13 protein-coding genes and 2 pseudogenes are annotated in these 17252 nt (G+C 43.9%); 11 read left to right on the forward strand and 4 right to left on the reverse strand.

Going from position 1 to position 17252, the window contains the following annotated elements; translation table 11 throughout:
- Window positions 1-192: 192 nt before the first annotated feature.
- Both DXA55_RS15805 and DXA55_RS15810 read left to right on the forward strand, forming a co-directional pair.
- Complete coding sequence (locus tag DXA55_RS15805) at window positions 193-1908, forward strand: extracellular solute-binding protein (protein WP_117814613.1); 1716 nt, start codon at window positions 193-195, stop codon at window positions 1906-1908.
- Window positions 1909-2445: 537 nt separating this feature from the next.
- Complete coding sequence (locus tag DXA55_RS15810; protein WP_117510571.1) at window positions 2446-2979, forward strand: cob(I)yrinic acid a,c-diamide adenosyltransferase; 534 nt, start codon at window positions 2446-2448, stop codon at window positions 2977-2979.
- Window positions 2980-3158: 179 nt separating this feature from the next.
- Here DXA55_RS15810 and DXA55_RS15815 read toward each other — a convergent pair whose 3' ends face one another.
- From DXA55_RS15815 to DXA55_RS15830, 4 genes are read right to left on the reverse strand one after another with little or no spacing between them, the layout of a single operon-like run.
- A complete protein-coding gene (locus tag DXA55_RS15815) occupies window positions 3159-4511 on the reverse strand; it encodes an MATE family efflux transporter (RefSeq protein ID WP_117761354.1) in 1353 nt (450 codons plus the stop codon).
- Between the two features lie 18 nt (window positions 4512-4529).
- Window positions 4530-4928 (reverse strand): DUF4234 domain-containing protein, encoded by a 399-nt coding sequence (locus tag DXA55_RS15820; RefSeq protein WP_022462917.1) that lies wholly within the window; start codon window positions 4926-4928, stop codon window positions 4530-4532.
- A gap of 15 nt (window positions 4929-4943) precedes the next feature.
- Window positions 4944-5408 carry a DUF2752 domain-containing protein gene (locus DXA55_RS15825; protein WP_117761353.1) on the reverse strand — a complete coding sequence of 155 codons (465 nt, stop codon included), beginning with the start codon at window positions 5406-5408 and terminating at the stop codon, window positions 4944-4946.
- On the reverse strand, window positions 5374-6189 hold the full coding sequence (locus DXA55_RS15830; protein WP_022462919.1) for a MurR/RpiR family transcriptional regulator: 816 nt from the start codon (window positions 6187-6189) through the stop codon (window positions 5374-5376). The genes DXA55_RS15825 and DXA55_RS15830 overlap by 35 nt, the downstream gene beginning before the upstream one ends.
- Window positions 6190-6431: 242 nt before the next feature.
- Between DXA55_RS15830 and nagA the strand changes: the two genes are divergently transcribed.
- From nagA to DXA55_RS19415, 9 genes and pseudogenes are all read left to right on the forward strand, one after another.
- Window positions 6432-7541 (forward strand): N-acetylglucosamine-6-phosphate deacetylase, encoded by a 1110-nt coding sequence (gene nagA, locus DXA55_RS15835; protein WP_117814614.1) that lies wholly within the window; start codon window positions 6432-6434, stop codon window positions 7539-7541.
- Between the two features lie 34 nt (window positions 7542-7575).
- A complete protein-coding gene (nagB, locus tag DXA55_RS15840; protein ID WP_117761352.1) occupies window positions 7576-8316 on the forward strand; it encodes a glucosamine-6-phosphate deaminase in 741 nt (246 codons plus the stop codon).
- Between the two features lie 474 nt (window positions 8317-8790).
- Window positions 8791-10772: pseudogene (gene metG / locus DXA55_RS15845) on the forward strand (methionine--tRNA ligase).
- Window positions 10773-10840: 68 nt separating this feature from the next.
- Entirely contained in the window at window positions 10841-11716 is an 876-nt protein-coding gene (locus tag DXA55_RS15850; RefSeq protein ID WP_147342035.1) for a hypothetical protein, read from the forward strand.
- Between the two features lie 524 nt (window positions 11717-12240).
- Window positions 12241-12888 carry a helix-turn-helix domain-containing protein gene (locus tag DXA55_RS15855; RefSeq protein ID WP_022461187.1) on the forward strand — a complete coding sequence of 216 codons (648 nt, stop codon included), beginning with the start codon at window positions 12241-12243 and terminating at the stop codon, window positions 12886-12888.
- Window positions 12889-13112: 224 nt separating this feature from the next.
- A complete protein-coding gene (locus DXA55_RS15860) occupies window positions 13113-14018 on the forward strand; it encodes a hypothetical protein (protein ID WP_022461188.1) in 906 nt (301 codons plus the stop codon).
- A 147-nt stretch (window positions 14019-14165) separates the two neighbouring features.
- Complete coding sequence (locus DXA55_RS15865) at window positions 14166-14399, forward strand: hypothetical protein (protein ID WP_022461189.1); 234 nt, start codon at window positions 14166-14168, stop codon at window positions 14397-14399.
- Between the two features lie 564 nt (window positions 14400-14963).
- Complete coding sequence (locus tag DXA55_RS15870) at window positions 14964-16760, forward strand: helix-turn-helix domain-containing protein (protein WP_022461190.1); 1797 nt, start codon at window positions 14964-14966, stop codon at window positions 16758-16760.
- 378 nt (window positions 16761-17138) lie between these two features.
- A pseudogene (locus DXA55_RS19415) lies at window positions 17139-17252 on the forward strand (IS66 family insertion sequence element accessory protein TnpA); the annotation flags it as partial.

Here is a 17252-nt window from a genome sequence, read left to right on the forward strand (position 1 = left end):
AAATATAAAAAACAAGATCAAAAAATATCATATAAAACAAAAAGCATATTTGATATACTGAGAAAACAAAAAGCATATTTGATATACTGAGATTATTCAAAATCATATGAGTTTGTAGAAACTGAAATTTGCAAATTTAAAAGGGAGAATTCTTATTGTCTAATATCAGACAGGGTTTTAAAGGAGGTTTTTATGAAACGAAAAATAATATCAGTGATGCTAACGGGCACTATGATCGCAGGAATGCTTACAGGCTGCGGTTCAGACAGTAGCAGTAAAAGCAGTTCAAGTGTAATTTCCGGGTCGTCAGAAACTGAAACGGAGACTACAGAAGCAGACGAAAGTGATGATAAGACACCAGTCACATTTGAATATTTCAATGCAGACGGCAAAAATGGAAATTGGGATAATCCGGTAGCAAAAGCGATCACAGAGGCGACTGGTGTTACGTTGGATGTCAGCTATCCGGTTGCATCGCAAGGAGATGCAAAAGAGGATGTTGCGTTGATGATTGCAAATGATGAATATCCGGATCTGATTTATGCAAAATCAAATGCAACGGATCTGTATGCAGCCGGTGCCTTAATTGATATGACAGATCTGATTGAAAAATATGGACCCAATATAAAAAAAATGTACGGAGATGAGCTGGAAAAATTACAGTGGAGTAAAGATGATCCGGGAATATATCAGCTGTCTTATGCGGGTGTAAATCAGAAAACACTGACAACAGGAGGAACCTGCCAGATCCAGTGGGCTGCACTGAAAGAGAATGATTACAAATATCCAAAAACAATAGATGAATATGAAAAAATGATCAAGAGCTATTTGGCAGCTCATCCAAAGACAGAAGATGGTTTGGATATGATTGGAATTACTATGAGTGCAGCAGACTGGCATTGGCTGATTACACTGAGTAACCCGGCAGGCTTTATCGCAGATGCAGCGCCGGATAATGGACAGTGGCTGATTGATGATGACTATACAGTACATTTAAAAACGGTTACGCCGGAAGAAAAAGAGTATTTTAGATGGTTATGCCGTATGTACAATGAAGGAATTCTGGATCCGAATTTTGCAACACAGACGGATGATGACTATATTGCAAAGGTTGCCAGCGGCCGTGTTGTTGCCTTGACAGATTCAGAATGGCACTATAGTCAGTGTGAAACAGCATTGATGGCTGATGGAAAAGTAGATCAGACATATGTTGGACTGCCGGTAACCTTAAGAGAGGATCAGGTCTGCAAATCTCTTTTGTATCAGGGAACAACGGTCGGATATGGAATGGCAATTACAAAAAGCTGTGAGGACCCAGTTCGTGCAATCAAATTCATGGATTATCTGTGCTCAGATGAAGGACAGATTTTATATCATTGGGGAATTGAAGGAGAAAATTATTTCCTGGACGAAAATGGAAAGCCGTATCGTACCGATGAAGAAGTTGCCAAAGCACAGTCAGATCCAGACTATCATAAGAACACAGGTATTGATAACTATACTGGATTTCCAATCTATGGAGCAGGTTCTTATACTGAGGACGGATTCCCGTATACTCCAACGACGAAAGAATCTGTGATTGCAAATTATAACGAAGCGGAAAAAGCCGGATGCGAGGCAATGGGAATCGAAATGCTGACAGATATGTTTCCGCAGCCAGAAGAATTTGAGCTTCTTCCATATTCTGCACTCTGGGCATATCAGCAGCCACAGGAACTGACCGAGCAGCAGAATACAATTTCGGATATTAGTTGGCCAGGGCTGGTAAAATGTGTTTCGGGTACGGAAGAGGAATTTGACGCAAATTGGGACAACCTGGTAAACGAACTGGAAGAAAATGGTCTGGCGGATACAGAGAAGGCTGTTACTGAATTTCTTGCTACGAAACTTGTGAATACTGATAAATGAAAAATCTAAATTTCCCGGCTATACTGGGAAGAATAGAGTAGTTGAAAACGTTAATGATTGCAATAAAAACGCCAAACTTCTATGCAGCAATGAAGTTGACACTGCAAGCTAAATTTACGTATAGAACAGGTACGAATTTTACATACAAGTCGCTGTATACCAGTGAACTGTAATCAGCTTTAGTCCGCGATTATGATAGCCTGGTTGATTTTTTACTTGAAGTGAGTATAATTAGGTAAGAACAGAAATGTTCTCGATGTAAGAGCATCGTTAAAAGTTGGACTGCAGATGGAGCAGGATAAATTTCCATCTATTTAGGTCCTTTAATAAGACATTGAGTCTGACAGCTTGGAGTAAGTTATAGTCCACGTGGGGGACTTAATGATTTCCATGCCGTTAAAGGTATCTTAACTGGATACCGAGGCTGACAACCAGCAGAAAACTCTTTACAAAAGATGTTCTTAGAGGAGTGTGGTTAAGTATCACACTCCTCGTTACATATGAGATATGGATAGTAAAAAAGAAAGGGATTTCAATATGGAAAAACAGACAGGCTGTGTCCACATCTACTGTGGGGATGGAAAAGGAAAGACGACTTGTGGTATGGGACTCTGCACGCGTGCGGCAGGGTATGGATACCGTGTTTTGATTTATCAGTTTATGAAAGATAACAGCACGAGCGAGCGGAAGGTGCTCTTACTGTCGCCGAATGTGACGTTTGTGCCGGGGCAGGACAAGATAAAGTTTTCGTTTCTGATGACACCGGAGGAGAAGGCAGAGCAGAAACGGTATTATGAAGAGCAGTTTCAGAAAGTGACAGAAAAAGCAGTTCGGGAAGAATACGATGTACTGTTTCTGGACGAGCTGGTTTATACGATTGGAAGCAAACTGTTTGATGAGCAGCTCCTTCTGGATTTTCTGGATCACAAGCCGGAGAAGCTGGAAGTGATTCTGACAGGGCAGGGACCATCGGAGGCGCTGATTGAGCGGGCGGACTATGTTTCGGAGCTGAAAAAAATCAAGCATCCGTTTGACAAGGGTCTTGCGGCAAGAGATGGAATCGAGCGGTAACGCTGAAAAAACAAGAAAAAAGATACTGTTTTGCGGGGAAGATGATTCCATGCAGAACAGTATCTTTTTCTTGATTTTGCGGGCAATGAACCAAAATCTGTGATGGAACAAGTTTCTGGTGATTGCCGCGATAACCTGAGAAGTATCTGGAAGCCGCTGTAAGACAGAAAATAACGTTATTATTTCGCACCGCGATCCGCAATCATTTTCGTGGATTTCTTCACGCAGTACAGACATGTCGGTGCGATATAGCAGCAGGCGGCGAGCCACGCAGCCTGATCCGCAAAGCAGATTGCGGTGAAGCCAAACGCACCGACAAATCCCAGGCAGACAATCGTTCGTGCCAGCATCTCCATTACGCCGGAGAAAACGGCTCTTCCCGAGTAGCCAAGTCCCTGCGTTACCATACGGCAGACATTCAAAATACCAAGCATCCAGTAGAAAAATCCGAGGCAGCGCAGATATTTTGCCGAAGCGTTGATTGCTTCAAAAGCAGAGCTGACAATAAAGAGCTTTGTCAGCGGCCGTCCGAACAGAATCATGATGACACCCGCAAACGCACCATAGCCGACACCGACAAGCACACCCTGGCGGAGTCCCTGATGGATTCGCTTTGACTGGCCGGCTCCGAGATTCTGACTGCAGAAGACGGAAGCCGCGGTACTGATCGCATCAAACGGGCACATCATAAACTGTTTGATTTTCATAGCAGCTGTGAACGCCGAAACATAAACACTGCCAAGTCCATTATTCGCTGACTGCATTACCATACTGCCGATCGCCGTGATCGAAAACTGCAGTCCCGTCGGAATGCCCATTGCGAGGAGTTCCTGCGCGGCATCCTTTCGCAGAGTGCGGTTTTCCTTTGTCGGAAGCAGGAGCTTTACCTTACGGGAAATAAAAAACAGACATAAAAGTCCGCTGATCGCCTGGGCGGAAATCGTCGCAATCGCCGCGCCTGCGCACCCCAGATGCAGAATGATAATACAGAACAGGTCGAGGAAAATATTCAGAATTGCCGAAAATGCCAGAAACAGAAACGGTGTGCGGCTGTCCCCGACGGCGCGCAGGATGCTGGAAAGATAATTGTACAGAATCGAAAACGGAATTCCGAGGAAAATCACAAGCTGATATGCGTAAGCATCCGCGAAAATATCGGACGGAACCGACAGCAGGTGCAGAATCGGTGCACAGAGTAAACTGCAGAGTGTGGTCAGAATGGCCGCAATCAGGACAGCAAGTGCAGCACCATTAAAAATATAATCGCGCATTTTATCAAGCTTTCCGGCGCCGAAATACTTGGCAACCGGGACACTGAATCCCGTGCAGCTTCCCATACAGAAGCCGAGCACCAGAAACTGTACACTGCTGCTTGCACCGACGCTGGCGAGTGCCTCCGGGCCAAGTGCCTGGCCGACAATCGCCGCATCAATGATGTTATACGTCTGCTGCAGCAGATTTCCGATGAGAAGCGGAAAGGCAAACGAGAGCATCAGCTTTACCGGATTTCCCTTTACCATAGATGTTGCCATAAAAAACGCCTCCCCTGCTTAATATGCACGTGAATTATAAACGAGCGCCGTCTTATTCAGGTTCTGGATCATGAAATAGTCGGCAACGAGCTGGCCAATTCCGCCGGTCAGGTAGCCGAGCAGCGTCCACAGAAGAATGGCGGAACCGTTTTCCTCAATCATCACACCGTAGCGGTCGTAGGATTCGCGGTACATGCGGTTTGCCTGTTTGTAACGCCAGTAAACGCCGTAAATTCCACAGGTAACCCAGGACAGAAGCAGCACGATAATGTAGTTTGGGCTGTCTTCGCCGTCACCGTAAAAGATGGTGTTCAGGTCTTCCACATAAACATACCAGAAGTAGATCGAGTAGAGTCCGCACGTCAGAAATGTGAGCAGAAGATAGAACCAGAAACTGCGGTTGTCTTTTACATTCATTTGTAAATACCCCCTTTAATTAAGATAGAACCATTGTAGCACGCGCCCGAGAGAAGGGTCAATAGAAAGGAGCGGGTCGTGGTAATAAATGCGCCAGGCATAAACGGCGAGAAGCAGCACGACAAGCACCGTAATGATCCCCTTTTTAAAACGCCGAAGTCCCGCCGTCTGTTCCGGCCCGAAGAAGAGCCATATCCCTGCGGGCAGTACGGCATAGACGAGCGGATGCATCCGAAATGCCGCCCGAAAATGACCGGAGAGCATTAACAGTACCGCGCGGCTCATTCCGCAGCCCGGGCAGGAAATGCCGGTGGAAAACCGGATCGGACAGCCGATGCCTGTGAGGGTGATGAAGGCGACGTAAACGCCGAGGAGCAGGCAGAAGAAAAAGAAATCGCGGCAGCGTTTCTTCAGAAAAGAAAGATACGCGCTGCCGCGGCCGGGATCACGTTTCATGGAGTTTGGTGACGGCGTATTCATATAAAGCCTCCTTGCGCTCGCTGTCGGTCGTGAGAAAATGCGAGTACAGAACGTCGATCATAACGAGAATCGGGAACTGCGGAGAGATTGCGCCGCCGTTTTTCAGATGCTCTTTGACCGCAAGCAGCAGGACTTCATCGCAGAAGGCATCGTAATCGCTGGAGCTGCGGGAAGTAAAGAGAATGGTAGAGGCTCCCTTTTCCTTTGCGGCTCCGAGCGCACGCAGCACCTCCGGTGTCTGTCCGCTGACGGTAATGCCGATTGCAGCGCAGCTCTCATTGAGCAGAACGGCATTCATTTTCATGATGTGAATGTCGGTAATTGCTTCAATATCCACGCCTGCAAGCATAAAACGCAGCTTCATTTCCTGGGCGGAAAGTCCGGAGCTTCCAAGACCGTAGACATACACCCGACGCTTCGAAGTGAGAATATGGCAGATGCGGTCAATCTGCGCGCGGTCGGCGAGCGAGTAGCTTTTATTCAGCAGCTCCTGATACGTATTCAGCACCTGTTTGATGTGATCGTCCGTGCCAGGCAGTGCGGCGTTCAGGCCTTCCTGGTAACGGTAGACAAATTCGCGGTAGCCCGTGTAGCCGCATTTTTTCGCAAAGCGGGAGAGCGAAGCCTCCGAAACATAGAGCAGTTCCGAAACGTGGCGCGCGGACAGATCCGACTCGTCGGTATTATGAATAAAAAAATCTGCTACCGTCCGTTCCAGGGGAGTGAACGAGGGATAGACAGACTCAATGACAGGAATAATCGATTTTTCAAAGTGTTCCATGGAACGTAAGTCCTCCTGGTATCTGTAAATATCTGAAAAAAATTCAGATCAGTTCTTGCTTTATTGTATCACAGGCAGAGTGGTGAATCAACTTTCAATTGTGTGTGAATTGCACGGGAAAGCGGGCGGAAAAATGGAAAGAACTTTAATGACGTGAAAGTAATTTCTAAAATATAAAAATAGTTGAAAATAAAATCAACATAAATTATAATCAGAACAGATCAAAGAAAGAAGGCAAGACAATGATTATCAAAAACGGACGTGTATTTCAGGAAGACGGAACGTTTGCGGAAAAAGATCTTTATATAGAAGGAAAACGTTTCGTTTCCACAAAAGAAGAAGTGATCGATCAGGAAGTGATCGATGCGAAAGGCATGATGGTTCTGCCGGGACTGGTTGACGTACACAGCCACGGCGCTGCCGGACATGATTTTTCAGACGGAGACGTGGAAGGTTTAAAAGAGATCCTGCGCTACGAGAAAGCGCACGGCATCACCTCTTACTGCCCGACATCCATGACACTGCCAAAAGACGATCTGCTGAAAATCTTCGGAATCATCGAAGCAATCAAAGATGAGCCGGAAGCAGAAGTGATCGCCGGCGTCAACATGGAAGGACCGTTCATCGATCCGATCAAAAAAGGCGCACAGGCAGAGGAGAACATCGTGGCTCCGAACGCTGAGTTCTTCCGCGCATGCAATGCGGCGAGCGGCGGAAAAATCCGTCTCGTGACACTGGCCCCGAACATGTCAGGTTCTCTGGAATTTATCAAAGAAGTTTCCGATGAAGTCATGGTTTCCATCGGCCATACAACAGCAGATTATGACACCGCGCTGGCTGCCATGAAAGCAGGAGCACACCATGTCACCCATCTGTACAACGCCATGCCGCCGTTCGCACACCGTAACCCTGGTGTCATCGGCGCCGCATTCGACGATCCGGAGTGCCGCATGGAGCTGATCTGTGACGGCTATCACATTCACGGTGCGGTTGTCCGCGCGACCTTCTCCATGATGGGAAGTGAGCGCATGGTTCTCATCAGCGATTCCATGATGGCAACGGGAATGCCGAACGGAACGTATTCCCTCGGGGGACAGGCTGTCTGGATGAAAGACGGAAAAGCAACCCTGACCGACGGTGAGACCATCGCGGGTTCCGCTACGAACCTGTACGACTGCATGAGAAAAGCAGTTTCGTTTGATATTCCGCTGGCAGATGCCATTTTTGCGGCAACAAGAAATCCGGCACAGAGCATCGGTATCTACGATGAAGTAGGATCCATTGCACCGGGCAAAAAAGCGCATGTACTTCTGGTGGACGACGAACTGAACCTGAAACAGGTTATTATGTAATTTATTATATAGAAGAAATTTGGAGGAAAAACAAATGTTATTAATTGAAGCAAAAGATTACAATGATATGAGCAGAAAAGCAGCAAACATCATTTCCGCGCAGGTGATCATGAAACCGCATGCAGTGCTCGGCCTTGCAACCGGATCTACCCCGGTCGGCGCTTACAAACAGCTCGTTGAGTGGTACAACAAAGGTGACCTTGATTTCGCAAATGTCACCAGCGTAAACCTGGACGAGTACAAAGGACTCTCTCCGGAGAATGATCAGAGCTATCGTTACTTCATGAACACCAACCTGTTCAATCATGTCAACATCAACAAAGAGCGCACCTTCGTTCCGAACGGACTGGAGCCGGACAGCGAAAAAGCATGCGCAGCTTACAACGAAATCATCCGCAGCGTCGGCGGCATTGACCTGCAGCTTCTTGGACTTGGAAACAACGGCCACATCGGATTCAACGAGCCGGGCGCAGCATTCGAGAAAGAGACACACTGCGTTGATCTGACCGAGAGCACCATTCAGGCAAATAAACGTTTCTTTGAAAAAGTAGAGGATGTTCCGACCCAGGCATACACCATGGGAATCAAGAACATCATGCAGGCAAGAAAAGTTCTGCTGATCGTCAGCGGCGAAGGAAAAGCAGAGATCCTCGACAAAGTTCTGTACGGACCGGTTACTCCGCAGGTTCCGGCTTCCATCCTGCAGCTTCACAACGATCTGACAGTTGTAGCGGATGAAGCAGCAATGTCTGTGATCAAAGCAAACCACAGATAATTGTTACGATGAATGAAAAGTCCGCCGAATGGGGAGAATATGAAAAATCCCCGTACGGCGGGCTTTTTTGCGGTTTACAAATCCATGTAAATGTGTTAGCATAAAACTAGCGCACAAAAGCAGTGCATAAAATGAAAACACAGTGACGAAGAGAGTACATCTGCATTCGCAAATTTACAGAGAACACCCCCGAAAACCATTCCGGTTTTGCAGGCTGAGAGGGGAGGAGGAGCGGCAGATCGAACATGGCTTCCGAGAGGCGCACCGAACCGTGAAAACAACAATCTGAAACGGTAAGGCTGCGACAGGTTCCGCCTGTTACAGCGGAGAGGTATAGCACATGTACCTGCAGAGGTTTCTGCTGTGAGGCAGGGACGAAAAGAAGTGGTATCACGGGTAAACAAACCTGTCTTCTTCCGACTACAAGAGAGCGGAATAAGGCAGTTTTTTTATTTGAAAGGAGAAATGAAAGCAATGGAAAAAATCAGACCGAAATATTATATCACCACGGCGATTGCCTACACATCCGGCAAGCCGCACATTGGAAACACCTACGAGATCGTACTCGCGGACAGCATCGCCCGCTTCAAACGTCAGCAGGGCTACGATGTATTCTTCCAGACCGGAACCGATGAGCATGGCCAGAAGATCGAGCTGAAAGCAGAAGAGGCAGGTATCACGCCAAAAGAATTCGTAGACAACGTATCCACCGAGATCAAGAGAATCTGGGATCTGATGAATACGTCCTACGACAAATTCATCCGTACCACCGACGCCGATCACGAGGCACAGGTACAGAAAATCTTCAAAAAACTGTACGATCAGGGAGATATCTACAAAGGATATTACGAAGGTCTTTACTGTACACCGTGTGAATCCTTCTTCACCGAGTCCCAGCTTGTAGACGGAAAATGCCCGGACTGCGGACGCCCGGTTACCCCGGCAAAAGAAGAGGCATATTTTTCAAAATGAGCAAATATGCACCGAGACTGATCGATTATATCAACACCCATCCGGAGTTCATCCAGCCGGTTTCCAGAAAGAACGAGATGATGAACAACTTCCTTCTTCCGGGACTGCAGGATCTCTGTGTATCCAGAACCTCCTTCACCTGGGGAATCCCGGTATCCTTCGATCCGAAGCACGTTACCTACGTATGGCTGGACGCACTGACCAACTACATCACCGGAATCGGTTATGACTGTGACGGAAACAGCTCCGAGCAGTTCAACAAGCTGTGGCCGGCAGACCTGCATCTGATCGGAAAAGACATCATCCGTTTCCATACCATTTACTGGCCGATTTTCCTGATGGCACTCGATCTGCCGCTTCCGAAACAGGTATTTGGTCATCCGTGGCTGCTGCAGGGCGACGGCAAGATGAGTAAATCCAAAGGAAACGTGATTTACGCAGATGATCTGGTAGACCTGTTCGGCGTAGACGCCGTCCGCTACTTCGTTCTGCACGAGATGCCGTTTGAGAACGACGGTGTGATCACCTGGGAGCTGCTGGTTGAGCGTATGAATTCCGACCTGGCCAACACTCTTGGAAACCTGGTAAACCGCACCATTTCCATGAGCAACAAATACTTCGGCGGCGTTGTGACAAAGACCGGCGCAGCAGAAGAAGTGGACGATGATCTGAAAGCAGTCGTTACCGCAACAAAAGCAAAAGTTGCTGCCAAGATGGAAGAGCTGCGTGTGGCAGATGCGATGACTGAAATCTTTGGTCTGTTCAAACGCTGCAACAAATACATCGACGAGACGATGCCGTGGGCACTGGCAAAAGACGAGGCAAAGAAAGATCGTCTGGAAGAGGTTCTGTACAACCTGGTAGAGAGCATCACCATCGGCGCATGCCTGCTCGAGTCTTTCATGCCGGAGACCACCGAGAAGATCCTGGCTCAGTTGAATGCAGAGAAACGCAGCTACGAAGAGCTGGATCAGTTCGGACTGTATACATCGGGCAATCAGGTAACCGATCAGCCGCAGATCCTGTTCCAGAGACTCGACGTCAAAGAGGTTATGGAAAAAGTAGAAGTGATCCAGGCAAAACAGAAAGCTGCTATGGCTGCTGCATCCCAGGAAGAGGAAAAAGAAGAGGAAGCAGTGATTGACCTTGAGCCGAAGGAAGAAATTACTTTCGAAGACTTCGGAAAAATGCAGTTCCAGGTAGGTGAAATCATCTCCTGCGAGCCAGTCAAGAAATCCAAAAAACTCCTCTGCTTCCAGGTCAAAGTAGGAAGCCAGGTAAGACAGATCGTCTCCGGAATCAAAGCATATTACAAACCGGAAGACACCATCGGAATGAAGGTTATGGTTCTCACCAACCTGAAACCGGCCAAACTGGCAGGAATGATGTCCGAAGGAATGCTGCTCTGCGCCGAGGACGCCGAAGGCAACGTATGCCTCATGACCCCGGAAAAAGCAATGCCGGCGGGTGCGGAGATCTGCTGATGGATTAAAAGAAAAATAGAGTAAATAGAGAAATCCCTTTCCATGCGTGATGTGTGGGGAGGGATTTTTTGCGTTTTAAAAAGTTAAGGAAAACGTCATATAAAGATTCTGAATCTTATGATAATATAATGATAAAGAGAGAATATTTGAACGGGTTTATCGAATATGACAACAGGAAGGAGGAGCGTTGTATGAGAAAAATGCGGACGTTATTTCTGGTTTTACTTTGCTGCGGACTGTCATTGTATGCGGGGGTATCTTATGTGAAGGCAGAGGAAAAGGTTCCTTCTGATTACGATGCTTATTTGCAGGAAACAGGGATGCCAGAGAATGAGATACAAAAGCTGGATGAGCATGTGAAGCAGTTTATCGTCGATGATTTAAAAAATGGGGATGGAAAATTTGAGTATATGAAAATCGATGTAGGAAAACAGGCGATGAATGGAAGAGAGGAAGATTTCGAAGGGATTGAATTTTCTGCATCAGCCTTCAAAAATGGTTCGACGATTTATGTTTATCCAACGTATGAATTCACAGAGGATAAAAAGCCATGTGGAAACGACAGCTTTTCGTTTTTGCTGGGAGAGGCGATAAGACCGTATAAATTTGGCGGAACCTTATGGTACAAAAACAGCAAAATGAACGACTGGGAAGTCAGTGGAAATCTTGTCGCAAATAATCAACAGCTAAACGGCGCCAGCTATTCCGGAAGCCAGTTGGGAACATCAAATTCTGCAATGAAATTTATGGGAACCACATATTGCCATGCTACAGTGGGGACGGGGGATGATAACAGAATTTTGATGGGGTATTCGTATCAGCCGAAGAAAGCAAGGGTTGAGTTATTTGGATGGGAGCTTTCAGGAAGGCAGATGATTTTTGTGCTGGCGGGAGGAATTGTTGTGGGGATCGTATGGTGGTGGAAAGAGAAAGTTTTAAAATAAGTGTCGAACGTAAAATACAACCAAAAAGAAACACTATAATATAACCGAAGAGAGTAAATTTGTTGTTGAAAGCTGATTGTGAAGAGGATATAATAAAAATATGGGTGCTATCAAAACGGTAGGCGGTTAGTCCTTCGACAGAGGGTTGCTGAGTGCCGGTGGCACTCGTTTAGCAACGACCGAAACGAAGTGTAGACCTGTGACCCTCTGATTACATAGAAACTCGAAAGAGAATCTTTTGAAAGGAGGGCTAAGCCAATGAGTATTATGGACTTTCTTGCAGTAATGAGCTTCGGCTTAACCTGCTTTAGTATCGGATATACGCTTGGCAAGGATAACAATAAGACACAAAAATAACCGCCATACAGTCTGACAAACGTTGCGGTTATTTTTGCAAACTATATCGGACTAACCGTCTACCGGTAGCACTCTTTTTCAATATCATAGTATCACGCTTTTGTGAAAATGTCAAAAGTTCTTTTTGCTTTGTTTTGAAAAAAGTTTGGATGAGGAGATGAAACCAGATGATCTATGCTTACGATAAATTATATCTTTCTGTTGCTCAAAAAAATCTTGCCTGCATGCTGGATTATATGGTGAATAATTTAAAATATCCATTGGAAACGGCATGGCAGTGGTTTTGCATGAGTAATACAGCATCGCGGTTTGAAAGAGGTGACTGCTCTATAGTGGCTGGAAGATCGGGAGTTGAGATTGCATATGAAGTATTAAGGGAAACTGGAAAACCACATCCGAAACAAACACCTTCATATTCCTACAATCGAAGCCCTGAATACTGGATCGGCTGGGCACTGGCCTATTATCAGTGGAGTACTAGTTTATCCTTTGCGGAAATAAATCAGGCCATCCCTGTAACTGAAGTACGAATGCTTTACACACCATACCATGAAATGGATATACGCCAGTTTGTGGACAAAATGAATGAATTATATCGTGAAGCAAAACCGGAGACGAACCTGAAAGAATTGCGTACCTTTGCAAATTTAAGTCAGAGTGAACTGGCACAGCAATCAGGTGTTTCAGTTCGTACTATTCAGCAGTACGAACAGCGAAGAAAAGACATTAACAAGGCGCAGACAGAAACGTTGTTGAAGATTGCACGGGTGTTAGTATGCAAGGTAGAAGATCTGGTGGAAAAAGTTCCGATGTAAGAAGAAAAATGAAAAAAAGCAGAGGCCATTTCCAATGAGGAGGTGAGCCTCTGTTTTTGCGTGTTGGAACTGGTAATCATTTGAAGAAGATAACAAGTTGCAATTAAAATAGTAACAAAAAAGAAAAGGAAAATATAGGAAAAGTGCTGCATTGTCTGGGAAAAGCGGGATCAGATATAATAAAGAAAAAAGGGAAGAGATGAAAAGGGAAAGGAGGGCGTTGCATGAAAAGAAAATTGGGAATATTTTGGGGACTGGTTGGTGCTGTTGCAGTATCAGCAATGAGTGTTTCTGCATCAACATTCGAAACATTGCCGGATTCCGGAGACTATGAAAAAATTGTGGCGCTTGCAGATGAAATTGTGTCTTCTACGAATGGCGGGCCTGTTTACGACCCGTTTTCAGAAGGGGTGACGGTCGATGATATTGATTTCGACAATGCGCTGAAAGAGTATATTGACACGCCGCTTTTTACTTCCGAGCTGCTTTCTGTTTCGGAAGTCGAAACGGCACTGGAAGAGAGTGATTATATCTGGATTGTTCCGATCAAAGCTTATGGTCATTTGTATGAGGCGTGCGCAGTGAGAGCTGATGGAGAGGATGGAAAGCCGGGCGATGCGTGGCACATCAGCGGCACTCGAGGGTATGAAAATGACAATACACCTACCTATATCGAGCAGTTAAAGACTTCGCTTGCTGCAAATCCAGACGTTGCGTGGGAAGATTATCAGTTTCATCTGGTCGGTGGAGCAGATCCCATCCGTTTTCCGATCTGGATTGCAATGAATGAAAAAAGTGTAGAATATCTGATCCCGGGACGCGAAGATGCGGCAGGCTGTCTTACCGACAGTTCACGGGCGGAAAATAATACGAATGATATGTTTGTGAAGCAGACGGCATTTCCGGCATACAGCTATCCGTCGGTTGTAGCCGCTGTTGCAGATTCCACTTACATAGAGCTGGAAAATTCCCTCGGAGGAACTAGCTCGGTTCTTGATGTAGCGGCACAGCCGGGGAAATATCAGCATAAAATGATGTATCGTATGTTGATGACGGAGGGGGGAGTTTTAGCAGCGATCATAGTATTGGGAGTGGTAGTTAGAAGAAAAAGTAAGAGAGAAGATGCATGAAAATCCAACCTGCTTGGCGTATGGAAAGAAGTCTTTTATATAAAGAAAAATGTAAGAAGAATTTTAAATAAAATCATAGATTTTCAGATAATTTAGGCGTAATATGAACTTACTAAAAGGTACGTGAACACAACAACAAGAGATAAATTGCCAGAAGAAACACAGAAGCAGAAAGAGGACGGCGATCTTTCCTATTTTGGAACAGGAGATACCTACACGGTAGACGATGACAACACAGAGGCTGGAATTTACATTTCCGCAGATGATAAGGCAGCGAAGGTAGACATCAACGTGCGGCAGTACATTTACCGTCCTATGATGGGAAATCATTCCGGTACGGTGGAAGTGTATGAGGAATCTGAGAGCCGAGAAGGGTATTAAAAGCAAAGGTTTTGCTAGAACATAGAAAAGTCTCAGTGAAAGTGAGGACAAAAAAACATAGAAGAGATGAAAAAATAAATGGGAAAAGGGAAATTATGAAATTGGTGTGATGATTCGGAAAAAAAGAGGGCATAGTTGCAGAGCAAAGGAAGGCTTCGGTTTACGCTGGGGCCTTTTTTACGCCTAAGATAATCTTATACGTTTAAAAGAATGAAAAATTACACTTTTATTGAAAAAAAATGAAATACGTTGTTTTGTACAAAGAAAAGCACACAAATATGTATATAATTTCTCTTGTTGTTGCAAGAAATGAGAATTTATAATAGAAGGAATGATAATATTTGTAGTTTTGTCAAAATAAATCAAAATGTAACCAAAAGTATTACGAGAAAATTATGAAATAGACAAAAAAATCGGGCAGTTGTTGTGGACGTTAAGAGAGAAGGAGTACGTACGCCAGATTTAGTTCAAGTTAGCAAAGAATTGATTAGTAAATATGTAGAAGAACGAGATATAATAAAAGTCAAAAAATATAACATATAAAAGAGGACTTATTGAGAAAAAATGAAACAAATGCAAGGAATTGGACAGCTACTGTGGAAACTACGAGAAAAAGAAGGAATACGCCAAAAACAATTATGCATGGGAATTTCTTCTTTGTCGAAATATGCAAGAATTGAAGCGGATCAGCAGGAAATAGATTTTTTCCTGATTGATCGAATTATGGGGCGATTAGGAAAATCAGTAGAGCGACTTACTTATATATTGCCGATGGATGTTTATAAAATTTATGAATTACGACAGGAAGTTCAACAAAAAATATGTCAAAGAAAATGGGAAGAAGCAGAACAATATCTGGATGAATATGAAAAGAACAAACGGGCAAAAGAACCATTGCATCGACAATTCATAGAACAGGAACGTGCGCAGATTGCGTGGCTGCGCGGAGAATCGGTAGAACTGGTTTGTGAGCATCTGGAAACGGCAATTCTACAAACAATGCCGGAGGCAGAAAACCAAAGAAAGACGGGAGTTTTAAGTGCTGAGGAATATAAATTACTTCTTTTTAGGTGGGAAGTCTGTCAAGAAACAGAACAAAAACGAGCCAAAGATGAAATTAAAGCGTTAGTAGAAGAAATTTTCCGAAAAAATTTTGAAAAGACAGAACGAGTAAAAATAATTCCGTACGCAGCACTTTTAATAAGTAAAGTGATAGAAGAGGGTGAAAATACTACATATATAAAAATGAGAACAGAAGAAGCGCTGGAAGCGTTAAGAGACGAAGGAAAGCTACTTTATATGCCGGAAATTTTAAGTCAGTATATACGAATTTTAGAGAAAGAACAGTCAAATGCGGATTTTATTGAAATATTACGTCAGGAACAAAAATGCATATTAGAGGTAGAACATGATTATAATGTGTCGTTTGAGAATTATCGTTTGTTTGAACATGTAATTCGGAATTTTGAGGTGGATGCCGAATTAATTCGAAGAACGAGAAGAGCATCCAAACTCACACAAGAATCGTTAAGTGAGGATATTTGCACACAGGAGACACTGGCGCGGATAGAAAACGGAAATCAGCAGCCGCGAAGTGAAAAGCTTTGGCAAATTATGGAAAAAATGGATAGAAATGGAAAAAGAATTGAGACAGGAATTCAGGTAGAAGAATATGAAATATTAGAATTAAAAATAGAATTTTCAAAATATATGCATCGTAAAGAATATGAGAAAGCGGAAAAAATACTTTTTGAGATTGAAAGTAAGATAGATCGTAGTGAGCCAGAAAACAAACAGTATGTAGAAGTTGGAAAAATACAATTAAAATATCATAAACATCTAGGCAATTCAGAAGAACTTGTACAGCAACTAAAAGCATTGTTAGAGATAACATTGAAATTTGAAGATGTATATAGAACAGAATATGTATTGAATCGCCAGGAAATCAGTGTTTTGACAGAAATAGCACTTATTTATTGGGGGAAAAAAGATTATCAAATGGCGTTGGAAATCTATCACTTTATAGACGACAGATATAGTGATAGCTGTATAAAGCCAGTATTTCATATGTTAGATTGGAATATGAATATAGCGAATTATGCAAGAGCACTGGATGAATTAAAATATTTTAAGGAGGCTATGTGCACATGTCAAAAAGCTGTTCAGCAGATGCTGTATGCAGGCAAGGGTGCATCTTTAGGATATTGCTTGATGATTCAGGCGTGCATTATGGAAGAAGAAGGAAAAGAAGTATGTAAAAAATATTTTAAACAAAACTTGAATCTGCTCAAGCTGTATAAAATGGATGCAGATTACAAGGTAATGAAAAATTATGTAGAGGAAAGAAATTTGTTAAATTAATGATCATTATCATTTGGAGGGAGTGGAGCTGAAGTTGTTGAAAATGGTGGAAATTTGGGTGCAGGAATAGTAATAGTTATATGAGAAAATATTAGGAAGATAAGTAATAATTTTTTGAATGTTTTTTTTCATAGAAGATCTCGCTTTCGTTAAGTAAAATAATATATCTATAAAATATATGAAAAAAAATAAAAAGTTTATGATGTTAGATGGTTTTTTTATTTTCATTTGTAAGTGCAAAATAATTCGACGGATTGTGTTGCCCTAAAAAATATCCCATAATAATCAATAGAGAATGCAAGCATTTTACTTCATCTTTTCTTGCTAGAAATGATAGGTGCGAGCATTTTACTCTATTCAAGTTATGGAGGTGTGCTCATGAAAAGCAAAAGAATACCTGTCGAAGAACAATACCGTCTCATCATGGAATGCCGTCAAAGTGGATTGACAGATCATCAATGGTGTGTGGAACATGATATCAAGCCAGGAACT

Source organism: Blautia sp. OF03-13 (assembly GCF_003460685.1).
Classification (GTDB): Bacteria; Bacillota; Clostridia; order Lachnospirales; family Lachnospiraceae; genus Fusicatenibacter; species Fusicatenibacter saccharivorans.

Bases quoted from the DNA above. Each gene is read 5' to 3' on its own strand.
- nagB (WP_117761352.1), top strand. From the start codon at position 7,576: ATGTTATTAATTGAAGCAAAAGATTACAATGATATGAGCAGAAAAGCA.
- DXA55_RS15820 (WP_022462917.1), bottom strand. From the start codon at position 4,928: ATGAATGTAAAAGACAACCGCAGTTTCTGGTTCTATCTTCTGCTCACA.
- DXA55_RS15860 (WP_022461188.1), top strand. From the start codon at position 13,113: ATGAAAAGAAAATTGGGAATATTTTGGGGACTGGTTGGTGCTGTTGCA.
- DXA55_RS15870 (WP_022461190.1), top strand. From the start codon at position 14,964: ATGAAACAAATGCAAGGAATTGGACAGCTACTGTGGAAACTACGAGAA.
- nagA (WP_117814614.1), top strand. From the start codon at position 6,432: ATGATTATCAAAAACGGACGTGTATTTCAGGAAGACGGAACGTTTGCG.
- DXA55_RS15805 (WP_117814613.1), top strand. From the start codon at position 193: ATGAAACGAAAAATAATATCAGTGATGCTAACGGGCACTATGATCGCA.
- DXA55_RS15810 (WP_117510571.1), top strand. From the start codon at position 2,446: ATGGAAAAACAGACAGGCTGTGTCCACATCTACTGTGGGGATGGAAAA.
- DXA55_RS15855 (WP_022461187.1), top strand. From the start codon at position 12,241: ATGATCTATGCTTACGATAAATTATATCTTTCTGTTGCTCAAAAAAAT.
- DXA55_RS15830 (WP_022462919.1), bottom strand. From the start codon at position 6,189: ATGGAACACTTTGAAAAATCGATTATTCCTGTCATTGAGTCTGTCTAT.
- DXA55_RS15815 (WP_117761354.1), bottom strand. From the start codon at position 4,511: ATGGCAACATCTATGGTAAAGGGAAATCCGGTAAAGCTGATGCTCTCG.
- DXA55_RS15825 (WP_117761353.1), bottom strand. From the start codon at position 5,408: ATGAATACGCCGTCACCAAACTCCATGAAACGTGATCCCGGCCGCGGC.